Origin of the sequence: Shinella sp. 838 (genome assembly GCF_029623935.1) — a bacterium.
Lineage (GTDB): Bacteria > Pseudomonadota > Alphaproteobacteria > Rhizobiales > Rhizobiaceae > Shinella.
In genome coordinates this window covers 449,501-464,774 of the sequence record NZ_JARSBQ010000004.1, presented here as the reverse complement: position 1 = coordinate 464,774, position 15,274 = coordinate 449,501, and the positions used below count along the sequence as shown (strand labels likewise).

Sequence of the window (15,274 nt, the reverse complement as noted above, 5' to 3'; positions counted from 1 at the left end):
CTCACAGAAGGGCATGGACCTCGTCGATCGAGGTTGCAGCGGTCGGCTTGTCGAAGACGATCTCGCCACGCGCCATGGCGACGATGCGGTCGCAGGACTGGAAGACGTGCTGCATGTTGTGCGAGATGAAGATGCCGGTGAGGCCCTGCGCCTTCAGGCCGCGCACAAAGCCGATCACCTTGTCCGTCTCCTTGACGGAAAGATGGTTGGTCGGCTCGTCGAGGATCAGCACCTTGGACTTGAAATGCATGGCGCGGGCGATCGCCACGCCCTGCCGCTGGCCGCCGGACAGTTCGCCGACCAAGGCATCCGGCGAGCGCAGGTGCAGGTCGACATCGGCGATGGCCTGCATGCTTTCGGCGCGCATACGCTTCTGGTCCATGAGGCCGACACCGAAGACCGACCATTTCAACGGCTCGCGGCCGATGAAGAGATTGCGGGCGATCGACATGGTCGGCACCATGGAATTGTACTGATAGATCGTCTCCAATCCGTGACGCATCGCGTCCTTCGGGCTGCGCAGATCGACGGTCTTGCCCTCGATAAGCACCTCGCCGGAATCCTGATGGTGCGCGCCGGAAAGGATCTTGATCAGCGTCGACTTGCCCGCGCCGTTGTCGCCGACGAGGCCGACGGTCTCGCCGGGATGGATGGTAAGGTTGACATTCTTCAGCGCGTGCACGCCGCTGTACCATTTCTGCAGGTTGCGGCATTCGATGACCGGTGTCGTCACTTGTGCGCCTCCACCTTGATCTTGCGGGAGATCTTGCCCATCCAGGCATTGGCGATGACCGCAAACATGGTGAGCACGCCGATGGCGAACTTGAACCAGTTGGCATCGACGCGCGACAGCACCAGGCCGTTGTCGATGGTGCGGATGAGCAGAGTGCCGATGATTGCGCCGAAAACCGTGCCTATGCCGCCGGCAAGCGCCGTGCCGCCGATGACGGCCGCCGCGACCGCCTGCAGCTCCAGCCCCTCGCCGATCGAGGGCAGCGGCGAGCCGAGGCGCAGCACCTGGAGCAGGCCGGCGAAACCCGCCAGCACCGAGCAAAGCATGAAGCAGGCGATCTTCACGCGCTTGACGGGAATGCCCATCGAGGCCGCCGCCTCGTTGAAGCCGCCGGTGGCGCGGATCCAGTTGCCGAAATTGGTGAGCGACAGCAGCGCCGCGGCAAGAACGGCAATGCCGACGAACCAGACGAAGGACATGCGGAAGAGCGCGCCCTGCCAGATGTAATCCGTAAAGAGCCAGGTCGGCAGATCGGACGGCAGAAGCGGCGGAAAGCCCCCGGATATGACGATGGTGAGCGAGCGGGCGATGAACAGCATGCCGAGCGTGGTGATGAAGCTCGGGATTGAGAATTGCAGCGTCACATAGCCGTTGATGAAGCCGATCACCGCGCAGATGGCAAGGCCGAGCAGCACGGCGGCGGCGAAGGGCACACCGGAATTGAGGATCACCGCCATCGACATCGGCATCAGCGCGAAGACGGAGCCGACCGACAGGTCGAACTCGCCGCAGATCATCAGGATCGTCACGCCGATGGCGACGAGCGCCATTTCCGGCAGAAGCCCCATGACGCCGCGTACGTTCTCGACGGAGAGAAGCACGCCGTTCGACTTCACCTGGAAGACGGCAAGAAGGATGATCAGGAGGGCGAGGCCGGCAAGCTCCGGCTTGTCGAGATAGATTTTCAGAAACCGCTTCATGGGCTCCACTCGTGCTTCGGTGCCCCGCCGCATAGGCAAGGCACCGGTTTTCCCATAGGAGCGCCGGATCAGCGCAGGCCCTGCTTTGCCATTTCGAGAATGGTCGGCACGTCCTTGGGCGTGACGATGCCCTGCCCCGTGTCGATGTCCGACGGCGTCAGGCCGGCCGTCTTCCACAGATAGGCCTGCATGACCGGCATGAAGCCCTGCATGTAGGGCTGCTGGTCGACCTGCACCTGCACGTAGCCGGCTTCCATCTGCTGCAGAACCTCCGGCACGAGGTCGAAGCCGCCGAGCAGCACCTTGCCGGGCTCGATGCCCCGGTCCTTCAGCACTTTGGCGACGCCGGCATGCCAGTAGCCAGTGTCGAAATAGGCTGTGGTGTTCGGGTTGGCATTGAGATAGGCGCCGATGCGGTCGGCGGTCAGCGCGAGGTCGGTGGCCGAATCGATGCGCGTGATGGTGATCTCGCGATCGGCATGGGCGGCCTTGTATTCTTCCAGGAACTTCATCACGCCGCCGGCGCGCTGTTCGGACCAGGTCTGGCCCGGCGCGTTGACGCCGACCAGCAGGCTGAGCGGGCCTTCCTTGGGGAAATTCTCCGACTGCGCCTTGGCAAGCGAATAGCCGGCCGCCGTAAAGCCCTGGCCGATGAAAGCCTTGCGTGCATTGCCTTTGGCGCCTTCGCTGTCGTCGACATTGACGGCAAGCACGAGGATGCCGGCATCGACGGCTTCCTTGATCACATTGTCATAGGCCTTGTTGTCGACGATCGCGACGAAGATCGCATCCGGCTTCGTGGCGATCGCCGCCTGCAGGTTGGCGACGGCCTGCTCGACCGCGCCTTCGGTCTGCGTCAGAATCAACTGGCATGAGGCCCCGACCTTCTCGCAGGCGTCGTCATAGCCCTTCTTAACCGATTGCCAGAAGGTGTTCGAGGCGGACGAATGGCTGATGAAGGCAATGTTGAGGCCTTCCGCGCTGGCGCCCGAGACCATCACCCCCAGGCCGAGGGCCGTTCCCGCAAGAAATTTCCGGATCATCATGATGCGTACCTCCCGTTGAACATCAATCGTGGTTGTCCCGGCGTCACTCCACGCCGTCGAAGAATTCCGTCCGCGCCCGGGCAATCTCGGGCAGCGATTTGAGGATCTCGCGCAGATGCGTGCGCAGCGCCGCTTCGGCCTTGCCGACATCGCCCGCAGCGATCGCATCGACAATGCGCTCGTGCTGCCCGATCAGCCGGCCGATCTGGATATCGTCGACGCTGAGGAAGCGCACGCGGTCCATCTGCGCCTTGACGCTTTCGATGACGCTCCAGGCATAGGCGCGGCCGGCCGCCGCCGCGAGCGTGTGGTGGAAGAGTTCGTCAAGCCGCAGGAAGGTGGCGCGGTCGTCCTGCGGCACCTGCTTCTGCCTTGCGATCTGATCGCGCAGTTCCCGCACGGTCTCGGCCGTATGCTCTGCGGTGACCTGACGCACGATATCGGCCTCGATCGCCTCGCGCACGAAGCGCACGTCCATTACGGAAGCGGTGGAAATCCGCGTCACATAGGTGCCGCGCTGCGGCAGGACCTGCACCAGCCCCTCCTCCGACAGCTTGATGAAGGCCTCGCGCACCGGCTGGCGGCTGACCGACAGGCTTTTGGCGATCTCCGCCTCCGAGATGCGCTCGCCCGGCATCAGCTCGGCCTGGATGATCTGCTCGCGCAGGATGCGATAGACCTGCGGCCCGACGGCCTCGGCGACCGAGAGAACGCGCTGCGGTTTGATGTTCTGCATTCCAGCCTCCCTCACTCCGTCAAAGGCTACTAGCCTACTACCATACGAGTCAAGCGATCAGCGCCGTGCCGGTCACTCCAGCGCCGAAGTCCGGCGCGAGACGTCGAATTTGCGGTCGAGATCCGGCGCAAGATCAATGCCATGGCCCGGTCCGGGCGGCACGGTGATCATGCCGTTCGTCACGGTTGGCAGTTGCGTCGTCAGGTCGGCGTACCAGGTCTTGTAGTAGGCGCGCACGCTTTCCTGCACGAGCGCGTTCGGCGCGTTCAGCGACAGGTGCGTCGAGGCGGCGAGCACCACGGGGCCGGTGCAGTCATGCGGGGCCACCGGCAGGTGCCATGCTTCCGCCATGGTGGCGATCTTCTTGGCCTCGGAAAGGCCTCCGCACCAGGAAAGATCGAGCATGACGACGCCGGCAGCATCGGTCTCCATCAGATCACGAAAGGCCCAGCGGGTGGCAAGCGTCTCCGAGGCGCAGAGCGGCGCGCGGCTTGCCGCCGCATAACGCTTGAGGCTGGAGAGCGAATCCATCTTGATCGGATCTTCGTGCCAGAAGGTGGCATAGGGCTCCAGCGCCCGGGCGATCTGGATGGCCGGGGTGAGTTGCCACATGGAATGGAACTCGACCATGATGTCCATGCGGTCGCCGACGCGCTTGCGAATCTTCTCGAAGGGTTCGAGCGCCTTGCGCAGATCCGGCCCGGAAATGTACTGGCCGCCGCTCTTTTCCGCCGCGATGTCGAACGGCCAGATCTTCATGGCCGTGATGCCCTCCGACAGGAGGTCTTCGGCAAGCTCGTCCGCCCGCTCCAGAAAGCCGTTAAGGTCGTCATAGTCGCGCCGCGGGCCGCCGATGCCGTAATTGTCGGTCTGCTGGCCCTTGGCCTCGCGCATGTAGGTGTTACCGGCGCAGGTGTTGTAGGTGCGGATCTCGCGCCGCGAGAAGCCGCCGAGCAACTGGGCGATCGGCAGGTTCGTCGCCTTGCCGAAAAGGTCCCAGAGACCGATATCCACGGCCGAATTGCCGCGCATTTCCGCCCCCGTCGAACGGAAGCCGAGATAACCCGTCAGATCCTTGGAAATACGGTCGATCTCAAGGGGATCACGGCCGAGCAGCTTCGGCGCCACGACCTCGTGGATGTAGGCCTCCACGGTCGCAGCCATGAAGAAGGTCTCGCCAAGCCCGACAAGGCCTTCGTCGGTGTGGATGCGCACCCAGAGGATGTTGGCAAAGTCGCGGGCGCGGACGGTTTCAAACGCGGTGATCTTCATGGTCAGTACACTCCCGCTGCCAGCAGCGCCTTCACCGTCAGGTCGAAATGCTCGACCATCGCCTGCTCACCCGTCGTCGGATCGCCATTGGCGATGGCCTGGGCGATGGTCATGTGACCGTCGATGCTTTCCTGCCGCGTCTCGTTGCTGGCGCGGCTTGCCCAGCCGATCGGCCAGGTCTGGCGCGTCACCACATGGAACGAGCCGACGATCAGCGAGAACATCGGATTGCGCGACGCCGCGCCGATCGCCTCGTGAAAGGCGATGTCGTGCTCCATGACCTTTTGCGGCTCTTCGAAATCCCGCTGCATCGCCTCGGCCAGCGCGACGATTGCAGCCGCCTCGCGGTCGGTACGGCGCATGGCAGCAAGCACGACCGTCCGGCGCTCGACCGTGCGGCGGACATCGAAAATCTGCTGGATCGTCACCTGGTCGGTGTGCACGGCATGATCGGTGACCAGCGCCAGCACGTCTGCCCTGGGCGCCGCCACCCGGGGGCGCCGGCCGTTACCGACATCGATCAGCGTCAGTGCGGACAACGACCGATAGGCCTCGCGCACGATGCCACGGGAAACGCCGAGTTTTTCCGCGAAGGCCCCCTCGCTCGGCAGCCAATCGCCGACCTGCAGGCCATTTTCGCGAATATGGATCCGGACGGCATCCATGACGCCGCCGAGCAGCCCCTCGCCGCCCTTCTGACCACTGACCGCATCCGGTTCCGACTTCGATTCCATCGCGCCGCCCTTACCTATCATATAGGTTACTAGATACCTCGAAATAGATTTACCGCCAGCTATTGTCAACGTAAATTTCATGGATAGGGAGAGCGGCGCTTGGAGACGGGAATCCGATGCACTACGGCCAGCATCGCCGCCAACGATGTCATCTGGTCCGGCGGGAAACACGCACTCTGCTGGGCGCACATCGGCGGCTAATACGCCCACCGTCACAGGCCGCGCAGCGCGGACATACAGACCCGGCCGACAACCGGGCTATCGAGTGATGAAGCGGCCAGACCCAAGCCTGATGTTTTTACGATCCACAGCGCAGCGTCCTTTCGGTGCGCGAGCACCGGAAGCGCGGAAATTCGCCATTTGCAGACCGGCATCGGCTGAGTATCAATTGGCCTTACAGGCCGCCGAGCAGGACGATATCGGCGGGCATGCCCGGCCTGAGGAAGCCGACGTTTGCCTCCAGCCTCATGAGGCGGCTCGGATTTGCCGTTGCCATCTTCAACGCGTCCTCGAGAGGAACACCCACGACATCGACCAGCCGCCGCAGCGAGGTCGCCATGTCGGTATGCACGCCGGCCAGCGAGCCGATACTGTTCACCAGCTTGCCGCCTTCAAGGCGGATGGTCTCGCCATAGAGGGTGAAATGATCCGGCCCGTTCCACGTCGACATGGCATCCGAGACGAGCACCATGCGCCCGACCATCGGACGGGAACGGATTGCCAGGCGCAGCACCGCATCGTCCACATGGTGCCCGTCGGCAATGAAGCCACAATAAAGATCGCTGTCGAGCGCGGCGCCCACGACACCCGGCTCGCGCGAGGTGATGGGCGTCATCGCATTGTAGAGATGGGTCACCGCTCGCGCGCCCTCCGCAATCGCGGCCCGCGTCGTCGCGGCATCGGCCGCGGTATGGCCGAGCGAGACGACGACGCCCATCGCGCGCAGCGACGCGATCGTTCCCGGCGGCACGCATTCCGGCGCGAGCGTCAGGAGGACGGGCACATTGGCGGCGCGCAGGCGCCGGACACAGGAAAGCGTATCGTCGTCAATCGGGCGGATGAAGCGTGGATTGTGCGCCCCCTTGCGTGCCACGCTGATATGCGGGCCTTCGAGATGAACGCCGACGATGCCATCCCGCCCGACCGCGGCGATCACGGCTGAGACGGCCTTTTCCATCACCTCGGGCGCATCCGTGATCAGCGTCGGCAGGATGGCCGTCGTGCCGCCCGGCCGATGCGCAGCGGCGATGGCGCGGAGACCATCGGCCGTCGGCGTGCCGTTGACCATGACACCGCCGCCGCCATTGACCTGCACGTCGAAGAATCCAGGCGATGCGAGGCCGTTCGTCCGCCAGACGGGCAGGTCGTCCCGCCCCGCCTCCACAACCGGGTGCAGGTCGTCGATGCGTCCCGCCACGATGCGCACGGCGCGGCCCGTATCGAGCGTCTCGCCGTCGAAAAGCCTCTCCGGCACGAGCCACCACGCCTCGGTCGCGTCGATATCGAAGGGAGCCACGTCCTGCCCGGCGATGACCGTCATCCCGCGGACCTCGCAGACGCCGCATAGTAGGGCGCAAGCGCCGCCTGGATCTGCGCATAGACGAGAGCCAACCGCCAGTCGCGCACGCGCGATGCCAGGCGATCGGCACGCGCAAGAACGCCAGGCGCGAAATATTGCTCCAGCACCATGCGCGGCGGCCGGGTCTCGCCGAGGAGGGACATCAGGCGCTCCACCGCCTGCCGCGCCGCCGGCTGGGTCCAGTAGTAGCGGATGCGGTCGGCATAACTGAAGTGCCGCAGCAGGCGAAGCTGTGCCTCGCCACCGCTGTAATGTTTGCGCCAGTTCGCGGGATCGGCCAGCATCAGGTCCTCCATGACGGCAGGAACACGCGGACGATCCGGCTCCGCACCGATCCAGTCCGACACACCTTCCAGCGCATAGACCGCCTGGCGATAGGCATGGGTCAGCGCCGGACCGACCTTCAGCACCGCGAAATGACGCCGCCCGAGCTCGGGATAGACGTCCGGCGCCTGGTAATCTGTGGAATGAGCCTCGAAACTCAGGCCGGGACGATCGCGCAGCACCGGCGACAGGCGATCGGGCGTTGCCGGATCGAAGGCATGGATGTGGTCCGGCGCAAACTCCAGGCCCGGCTGGACCACGAGGCCCACTGCCCGTTGCCAGGCACCATGAAGCCCCAGGGCCTCGAAATGATCGCGATGCGCCGCGATGGTGGCCTCTGCGCTTTCCGGCGTCGTCGGGGCGATTCCCTGTCCGCCCTCCTCCGCCCGGGCACCGCCGGGCGGCGGCACTTCCGTGCCATACATGTAGCTCAGCGACGACGGGTCGTCAGTGGCAGCCTCGCAGACGCCGGCGAGTTCGGCCGCCCGCGCGGCGCTGACCGCATCGGCCACCTGGGCAGGCTCACCCGCGCAGCCTTCTGAGCAGTCGAGATGGATCTTGGTAAAACCGGCACGCACATAGGCCGCCACGAGGCCCCGCGCATGCGCCATCGCCACATCGGCCGGCTGGCTGCGCCACACCTGCGGCCCGAGATGGTCTCCGCCGAAGAGCAACGGCTGGCCCGATGCGCCGACGCGATCGCGAATCTCGTGCACGAAGCGGATGAAATCGGCCGGTTGCATGCCGGTGTAGCCACCGAACTGGTTGACCTGATTGCTCGTCGCCTCGACGAGCAATGGCACCCCATGCTCTTCGGCGAGAAGAAGTGCGGCGGCGATGACATCCGGATGCGCCGAGCACACGGAGGGCATGGTCTCCCCCGAACCCGCGCGGTTGCGGGCGATCAGAGCACGCAGCTCCTTCATGGCCGGCCCTCCCGCAGCGATTGGCGGGCAAGGATGGCCGCGCCCCGGGTTCCGCTGGCATCACCATGCAGCGCAATCCGAAAGACGGGGCTGCGCACGCCCGTCAACTTGTGCGCCTCGAAGGCCGCGGCAAGGTCGTCGGCAAGGCCAGCCATGCGCGACAGGCCGCCGCCGAGCACGACGCAGTCCGCGTCGATCGTCAGCTGGATCGTGTGAACGAGTTCGCAGAGCAGGTCGAGCCAGATGTCCAGCACGGACCGCATCGCCGCATCGCCTCCGGCCGCAGCCTCGACGATTTCCTCCGCCCGCAGCGGCCGGCCGGCGACGTGCTGCGCGATGCGCGTCAGGCCGGGGCCGGACACGTAGGTCTCGTAGCATCCGGTGCGTCCGCAACCGCAGGCGACGAGCGGCAGGCCGTACGTCGCCACACGCTCGGCCGGCAGGCCGAAATGGCCGACCTCGCCGGGAAGCCCGTTGAGGCCCTTCGCCAGCCGGCCATCGACGCAAACACCACCACCGACGCCCGTGCCGAGAATGAGACCGAAGACGGTGCGATGGCCCGCGCCCGCTCCGCCATTGGCTTCCGACAGGGCAAAGCACTTGCAGTCGTTCTCCACCGGCACGCGGCGGCCGAGGCACGCCGAAACGTCGGCGCCAAGGCTGCGCCCGGTCGCCGGCAGATTGGAGGTAACCGAAAGCCCGGTCGCTGCATCGATCAGTCCCGGCAGGCCGATGCCGATGGCGGCAAGGTTGCCGGCTTTTGCCTCGAGCCAGCCGGCCTGCTCGGCAATCGCCGCCACGAGGTCGTCGTAGCTGTCCTTGCGGGTATCGATCCTGCGCTTTTCGATCGGCTGCAAGTCGTCCCCGAACAACGCCGCCTCGATCTTCGAACCACCGACATCGATGGCGCCATAGGCGGCCGGGGCGGGCTTCGGCAGGTCGTAGAGCGTCACGCCGGCAACGACACGGGTAAGGTTCCGGCCGGCAAAGGGGTCGTCGACCGCAAAACCGAGCCGGTCCGACCAGATCACGGCCAGCATCTGCGCAACGATGACATGCAGCACGGAACCCCAGGCATCGTTACCGATGGCGGGCACGTCGATATCAGCGCCGCCCGTCGCCGGGCCGAGCCGGACGATGGCCTGGGGACCGAACTGCACGGCAATCTCCCGGGCAAGGTCGATGTCATAGGCCTGCGTGAACGGATCGGCCGATTGCAGGACGAAGACCAGCGTATTCTTGTTCACCACCGCCTTCGGGCCGTGGCGAAAGCCGAGCGTCGAATCCCAGGACGTGGCGATGCTGCCGGCCGTCAGCTCCAGCACTTTTAGTGCACATTCCCGCGCCGAGCCAATCAGCGGACCGGAACCGAGGAAGACGACGCGCTCGGGCGTGGCGAGCCTAGCAAGATCGGCAAAACCGCGGCGGATCAGTCCCTCCGCCGCATCGGCAAGGCGCGCCAGCAGCGCGGTCGGCTCGTCCGGCGGGGCGGGATCGAAGCAGGCGAGCGCCGAAAGCAACATCGTCGTGTAGCTGGAGGTCATGGCGAAGCCGCGGTCGTTCGTTTCCGGCGGGAGCAGGATCGTCCGTTGTTCGCCCGGCCCCAGCCCCATCGGCCGCGCCAAAGCACTCTCGGCGTTGCAGGTGATGTGCAGGCGGTCTGCCTCTGGCGCATGCGCATCCAGCAGCCGGAGGGTGCCGAGGGTTTCCGAACTGTTGCCGCTGCGGCCGAAGGAAACGACCAGCCTGCGTGCGCCGGGCCTCAGGAAGCTCAACGGGCTCGACACGAGGTCCGTCGTCGGCACGGCGCGGAAGCGCGCAGGGCCGGCGGCGCGGTTGAGATAGGATGCCAGCGTCTCGCCGATGAAAGCGGAGGTGCCGGCACCGCAGAACCACACCTCATCATGCGCGCGGCTTGCCAGCCATGGGCGGATTTCGGCGGCAATGCCGGCAAGTTCGGGGGCGAAAGCCCGCCAGACCGCGGGCTGCTGGCGGATTTCCCGTGTGGTGTCCCAGCGGTCGAGGCCGGGGATGGCGGTGGAAGCACTTTGCGACGTCATTTTGCAGTCTCTTCGATTGGTTCCACGCGGTGAACGGCAACGCCCCGCGCCTCGATCGCGGCGACCACGTCGTCGCCAAGACCGGTATCGGTGATGATCGTGTGGATGCGCTCGATCTCACAGAAGCGGTGCAGGCCGGGCGCGCGGAACTTCGTCGAATCCGCCAGCACGACGACACGCCGCGAAACCTGGATCATCGCCGTGTTCTGGTGCGCTTCGTCCTCGTTGAAGGTGCTGAGACCGGAGGCGGGATCGATGGCGTCGGCACCGAGATAGACGGCGTCGAAATGCATATTGGCAAGCGTGTTCTCCACCATGCGGCCGGAGAGCGAACGCGATTCATGGCGCAGCACGCCGCCCGGCAGCATGATGGAATGCTGCGTCGCCCCGCGCAGCGCATCGACGATGTTGAGGCCGGTGGTCATCACCGCCAGCGGGTCGGCATCGCGAAGCGTTTCAGCGAAGAGCTGGGCGGTCGAACCGGAATCGATGATGATCGAGCGGTCCGTGCCGATCAGCGTGCGCGCGTGGCGCGCAATGGCACGCTTCAGTGCGAGGTTGACCACGGCCTTGTCGGTTATCTGCGGCTCGAGGAACGAGCTGCGCTCGGCTGCCGGCCCGTTCGCCAGCGCCATGGCAAGCGCGATGCGGAAATCCGGAATGCCCTTGTAACCGTAGCGACGGCAGAAGCGGATAACGGAGGGCTCGCTCACCTCCGCGGCGGCGGCAATCTCCTGCACCGGCTTGTGCATGAAGCCCTCCGGCGCGGCGAGCATGTACTGAGCCACCCGCCGGAAGGTCTTGTTGAGTTCCGGCAAATCGGCGGAAACGGTCTCGATCAGGGTCTGGCCGGGTGGGGGAACAGAGGTCAAGGCACACTCCTTTCGACCGGACTGCCGGGCTGCGCACCGGCCTCTCGCATCCGGTAACGCAAGTTGCGGCCCATCGCATCAAAGAGTTGCAGGCGCTCCTGCGCCAGCGTGAAGGAGAGCCGATCGCCGGCCCTGACACCCGCCTGGCCGGCAAGCTTTGCCGTCAGGGCCTGGCCGTCCGCCAGCCGGCCGTAGACGATGGTCTCGCCGCCAAGCTGTTCCACCACCTCAACCGTCGCGCTCAGTTCGCCGCCGTCGGACACGGTCATATCCTCCGGGCGGACGCCGAGCTCCAGCCCCTCCAACGGTGAAGGTACGGCCGAGGGCGGCAGGTCGAGGGCAACACGCCCGGCGCCGGGAAGCGTACCCGTCACCCTCCGCCCCTCATTGGCAGCCGAAGCGAAGCGGATGAAGTTCATCGGCGGCTGCCCAAGGAAGCCGGCGACGAAACGGTTGATCGGGTTGTTGAAGAGTTCGAGCGGCGCGCCGACCTGCTCGATAATCCCCTGCCGCATCACCACCATGCGGTCGGCAAGCGTCATGGCCTCCACCTGGTCATGCGTCACGTAGATCATGGTGTTGCCGAGCTTGGCGTGGAGCTTGGCCAGCTCGACGCGCATCTCGCCCCTGAGCGAGGCATCGAGATTGGACAGCGGCTCGTCGAACAGAAAGATGCGCGGATTGCGTGCCAGCGCCCGGCCGATCGCCACGCGCTGGCGCTGGCCGCCGGAAAGCGCCTTCGGCTTGCGGTCGAGCAGCGCCTCCAGCTTGAGGAGTTTTGCCACCTCGATCACGCGCGCCCGGATGTCCGGTTTCGGCGTGCCCGCGATCTTCAGGCCGAAACCGATGTTCTCGGCGACCGTCATGTGCGGATAGAGCGCGTAGGACTGGAAGACCATGGCGACGCCCCGTTTCACCGGATCGGCCGCGGTCATGTCCTCACCGTCGATGGCGAGGGTGCCGCCGCTGATCGGCTCCAGCCCGGCAATGCAGCGCAGCAGCGTGGACTTGCCGCAGCCCGACGGCCCGACCAGCACGACGAACTCGCCGCTCGAAATGGCAAGGTCGGCGCTGCGGATGATCTCCAGGCTGCCATAGGATTTGCGAAGCTCGCGGATCTCGACCGTCGTCATCAGTTCGTCCCGTCTTCGAGCACGACCCGCATGCGGAAATCGAGATGTTCCGGCAAAGGGTTGGCCCTGTTGTGCGTTTCCAGTTCGGCGGCAGTGGGCGCGCGGCCCAGCCGCTGTTCCAGTCGACCCGTCTGCAGGGCGTGCCAGAGGTCGGCCGAAAGATCCTCGCCTTCGCGGATGGTCGCGAACTCGACCGCCAGCAGCGCTTCCAGCGTATCGAGATCACCCCGCGCCGCCGCCACCGAGGCGCGGGCGAGCACGATGCGCTCCTGCGCTGCGACGGCCTCCGGAAGGTCGGCCAGGAAGGTTTCAAGCGCGGCGGACCGGTCGGCACGCAGCAGGAACTGCACGATCTCGACAGCCAGCTCGGCCGGGGCATCCTCGGCCTTCCAGGCGGCAAGATAGAGCCGCTCGGCCTCCGCGCCGTTCTCCGTGATCAGAGCCTGCTGGCGCAGCCCCAGCCAGCTTGGGTGCGCCGCCGTCGAGCGCGCGAACAGGTCGCGCGCCGTTGCCACGTTCTCGCGGTCGAGCGCGGCGATGCCGAGCAACAGCTCATGCAGCCATGTCTTCCCCTGTGCTTCGGCGCTGCGCTCCAGCGCCGCGACCCAGGCGTCCGAAACCGCAAGGTCGGCGGGAACACGGGTCAGGTTGGCTGCAGAGATCTTGCCGCTTTCTGCAAGGTCGTCCCAGAGGTCGGCGGGCCGGTCGACGGAGAAATCGAGGCCTGCGGCAAGCAGCTTGCCGGTGAGTTTTTCCTGCCGGCCGCCCCAGGGCGAGCCCGCGGCAAGGCGACGATCGACCGGCATCTGCGACAGGCGCGTCAGGAACCCGTCGACTTCCGTGAGGTCGGCCTGCGGGAAACGCCGATCCACCGCCTCCGCCGTCGCGCGTTCAGCGATCGCATAGCTCTCGCAATGGGCTGCGGCCGGATCGACCGACAGGCCGCCATAGACCTCGGTCCAGCGCGTTTCGCTTTCCGCAGCCAACACGAAGCGCTGGTTCTGCGTCGGCGTGATGCCGGCCTGGATCTCGATGTAGTCGCCCTCGTCCTTGCGCGCGAGATAGTCCATCCAGTGCTGCCCGCCGGCCGCCGTGCCGAAATAGAAGAACTTCCGGCCCTTCAGGCCCGATGTCGCCGTCTGCGCAAGGCCGGTGCCCGTCTTGTCGAGGGCGGCAATGAACAGGCGCTTTGCATCAGGCTTGCGGAAGAAGACCGATGTCGCCCCCTTCCAGAGGCCCGGATAGGAGCCATCGAAGCGCGCCGGATCGGGAAAGGCGAAGCGCGCAAGCTCGTTGCCCGGCAGGACATGTTCGATCGCATAATCCGCAGGGCTGATGACGCGCATGCCCGCACTCGCCGGCACGGCGACATTGGTCCACCAATAGGCGTGTTTTTCCACCGGCGCTGCATTGACGATGCGCCCATGCACATAGAGCCGGTCCTCGCCCGCCGGCAGGAAGAGATCGATCTGCCAGGTGGCCTCGACGATACGGTCGAACTCGTAGATGCGCAGCACCGGGCCGCGCTCCGTCTCGACGACGCCGGCAAAGACCGGAGCCGCGGTGAAGGGCGTATGGCCGGGGATAAGCCCGTTCCACTCGATACCGCCGGAAAACCAGGCGTTCAGCGCAGCCAGATTGGCCGGCTGGAAGACGGGATTGCGGAAGACGAGATCGCGGCCGAGCGCGTAGTCGTAGAGCTGCATGATGCGCCCGCCATATTGCGGGGCGACAGCGATGCGCAGCCGGCCGTTGTCGAGCACGATCAGCGGCATGTCTGCGGGCTGCTGTGCGCGGTCGTAGTCGTCATAGACGCGGTAGGGCAGGATGGAATCCTTGCCCCAGTCGAAGGCGTTGGCGCTTTCTTCCGCGGTAAGGCCGCGCGACGGTGGTGTCGCCTTGTCCGGGATCGGCTGCTGCCAGCGCAGGCGCGGCAGCCGGCTCGGACCGCCAAGATGAGACATCGGCAGGGTCACGACCGTTTGCTCGATTGTCGTGACGCCCTCGGCGCTGGGTTTCTGCAGGGTCCGGTTCACTTGACGCCTCCCATGGTGATACCGCTGATCATCCGCTCGGAGAGGATGATGAAGAGAATGATCGTCGGCACCATCACGATGGTGACGCCGGCGAAGAGGCCGGCCCAGTCGCCGCCCGAATATTGCATGGACGTGATCAGCGAATAGATGCCGAGCGAGAGCGTCCGGTTCTCCGGGCTGTTGAGGAGCACGAGCGAGAGCTGGTACTCGTTCCACAGGCCGACGAAGTTGAGGATCGCGACCGTGGCGATGCCGGGGCCGGCGAGCGGCAGCATGACGTGCCGGAACACCTGGAAATCCGAGCAGCCGTCGATGATCGCCGCTGATTCCAGTTCGGATGGTAGCGAGGCGAAGAAGCCTTCCAGCACATAGATGCTGAACGGAATGGAAAGCGCCACATAGACGAGGGAGAGCCCCGTCAGGCTGTCGCCGAGCCTCAGCGTCGTCATGATGACGAAGAGCGGCACGAAGAGCAGCGGGATCGGCACACCCATGCCGAAGGCAAAGAAGTTCGACAGCGCCGCCCGCCCGGCAAAGCGCCCGCGGCTCAGCACATAGGCGGCCGGTACCGAGACGAGGAGCAGGGCGATGACCGAGACGGAAGTGACGATCAGGCTGTTGAGGAAATAGTCGCCGAAGCGGCTGTTCACCCAGGTCTTGACGTAGTTGCCCCAGGCGGGATCAAGCGGGATCGACCAGGGTTTTCCGAAAAGATCACGGTTGCGCTTCAGTGAGGCGAGAATGATCCAGAGCACGAAAAAGACAGAAAGGGCCGACCAGCCGCCGATCACGAGATAGGAAAACCCGCGTTTTGCGCCGCGCAACGTCAGAAGCTTGCTCATC

General features: G+C 65.6%; 13 protein-coding genes. All 13 read right to left on the bottom strand.

Going from position 1 to position 15,274, the window contains the following annotated elements:
* Position 1: 1 nt before the first annotated feature.
* The gene (locus tag P9A16_RS16670) at positions 2-733 is read right to left on the bottom strand and encodes an ATP-binding cassette domain-containing protein (RefSeq protein WP_023513672.1); all 732 of its coding nucleotides are present in this window, start codon (positions 731-733) and stop codon (positions 2-4) included.
* On the bottom strand, positions 730-1,713 hold the full coding sequence (locus tag P9A16_RS16665; RefSeq protein WP_023513671.1) for an ABC transporter permease: 984 nt from the start codon (positions 1,711-1,713) through the stop codon (positions 730-732). Before P9A16_RS16665 ends, P9A16_RS16670 begins: the two co-directional genes overlap by 4 nt.
* Positions 1,714-1,781: 68 nt before the next feature.
* Entirely contained in the window at positions 1,782-2,756 is a 975-nt protein-coding gene (locus tag P9A16_RS16660) for a sugar ABC transporter substrate-binding protein (RefSeq protein ID WP_037409257.1), read from the bottom strand.
* 46 nt (positions 2,757-2,802) lie between these two features.
* Complete coding sequence (locus P9A16_RS16655; protein ID WP_023513669.1) at positions 2,803-3,495, bottom strand: GntR family transcriptional regulator; 693 nt, start codon at positions 3,493-3,495, stop codon at positions 2,803-2,805.
* 72 nt (positions 3,496-3,567) lie between these two features.
* On the bottom strand, positions 3,568-4,767 hold the full coding sequence (locus P9A16_RS16650; RefSeq protein WP_023513668.1) for a mandelate racemase/muconate lactonizing enzyme family protein: 1,200 nt from the start codon (positions 4,765-4,767) through the stop codon (positions 3,568-3,570).
* Between the two features lie 2 nt (positions 4,768-4,769).
* The gene (locus tag P9A16_RS16645) at positions 4,770-5,501 is read right to left on the bottom strand and encodes a FadR/GntR family transcriptional regulator (protein ID WP_023513667.1); all 732 of its coding nucleotides are present in this window, start codon (positions 5,499-5,501) and stop codon (positions 4,770-4,772) included.
* A 394-nt stretch (positions 5,502-5,895) separates the two neighbouring features.
* Positions 5,896-7,041, bottom strand: a complete 1,146-nt coding sequence (nagA, locus tag P9A16_RS16640) for an N-acetylglucosamine-6-phosphate deacetylase (protein WP_130514498.1) — start codon at positions 7,039-7,041, stop codon at positions 5,896-5,898.
* A complete protein-coding gene (locus P9A16_RS16635; RefSeq protein ID WP_278025768.1) occupies positions 7,038-8,330 on the bottom strand; it encodes a class II D-tagatose-bisphosphate aldolase non-catalytic subunit in 1,293 nt (430 codons plus the stop codon). Before P9A16_RS16635 ends, nagA begins: the two co-directional genes overlap by 4 nt.
* Complete coding sequence (locus P9A16_RS16630) at positions 8,327-10,390, bottom strand: ROK family protein (RefSeq protein ID WP_278025767.1); 2,064 nt, start codon at positions 10,388-10,390, stop codon at positions 8,327-8,329. Before P9A16_RS16630 ends, P9A16_RS16635 begins: the two co-directional genes overlap by 4 nt.
* Entirely contained in the window at positions 10,387-11,262 is an 876-nt protein-coding gene (locus P9A16_RS16625; protein ID WP_050744894.1) for a DeoR/GlpR family DNA-binding transcription regulator, read from the bottom strand. The genes P9A16_RS16630 and P9A16_RS16625 overlap by 4 nt, the downstream gene beginning before the upstream one ends.
* Positions 11,259-12,395, bottom strand: a complete 1,137-nt coding sequence (locus P9A16_RS16620) for an ABC transporter ATP-binding protein (RefSeq protein WP_278025766.1) — start codon at positions 12,393-12,395, stop codon at positions 11,259-11,261. Before P9A16_RS16620 ends, P9A16_RS16625 begins: the two co-directional genes overlap by 4 nt.
* Complete coding sequence (locus P9A16_RS16615; RefSeq protein WP_023513661.1) at positions 12,395-14,431, bottom strand: DUF5107 domain-containing protein; 2,037 nt, start codon at positions 14,429-14,431, stop codon at positions 12,395-12,397. The genes P9A16_RS16620 and P9A16_RS16615 overlap by 1 nt, the downstream gene beginning before the upstream one ends.
* Entirely contained in the window at positions 14,428-15,273 is an 846-nt protein-coding gene (locus P9A16_RS16610; RefSeq protein WP_023513660.1) for a carbohydrate ABC transporter permease, read from the bottom strand. The genes P9A16_RS16615 and P9A16_RS16610 overlap by 4 nt, the downstream gene beginning before the upstream one ends.
* Position 15,274: the final 1 nt, after the last annotated feature.

Coding starts and splice junctions, on each gene's coding strand:
- P9A16_RS16660 (WP_037409257.1), bottom strand. CDS start 2,756: ATGATCCGGAAATTTCTTGCGGGAACGGCCCTCGGCCTGGGGGTGATG.
- P9A16_RS16655 (WP_023513669.1), bottom strand. CDS start 3,495: ATGCAGAACATCAAACCGCAGCGCGTTCTCTCGGTCGCCGAGGCCGTC.
- P9A16_RS16635 (WP_278025768.1), bottom strand. CDS start 8,330: ATGAAGGAGCTGCGTGCTCTGATCGCCCGCAACCGCGCGGGTTCGGGG.
- P9A16_RS16630 (WP_278025767.1), bottom strand. CDS start 10,390: ATGACGTCGCAAAGTGCTTCCACCGCCATCCCCGGCCTCGACCGCTGG.
- P9A16_RS16645 (WP_023513667.1), bottom strand. CDS start 5,501: ATGGAATCGAAGTCGGAACCGGATGCGGTCAGTGGTCAGAAGGGCGGC.
- P9A16_RS16665 (WP_023513671.1), bottom strand. CDS start 1,713: ATGAAGCGGTTTCTGAAAATCTATCTCGACAAGCCGGAGCTTGCCGGC.
- P9A16_RS16650 (WP_023513668.1), bottom strand. CDS start 4,767: ATGAAGATCACCGCGTTTGAAACCGTCCGCGCCCGCGACTTTGCCAAC.
- nagA (WP_130514498.1), bottom strand. CDS start 7,041: ATGACGGTCATCGCCGGGCAGGACGTGGCTCCCTTCGATATCGACGCG.
- P9A16_RS16610 (WP_023513660.1), bottom strand. CDS start 15,273: ATGAGCAAGCTTCTGACGTTGCGCGGCGCAAAACGCGGGTTTTCCTAT.
- P9A16_RS16620 (WP_278025766.1), bottom strand. CDS start 12,395: ATGACGACGGTCGAGATCCGCGAGCTTCGCAAATCCTATGGCAGCCTG.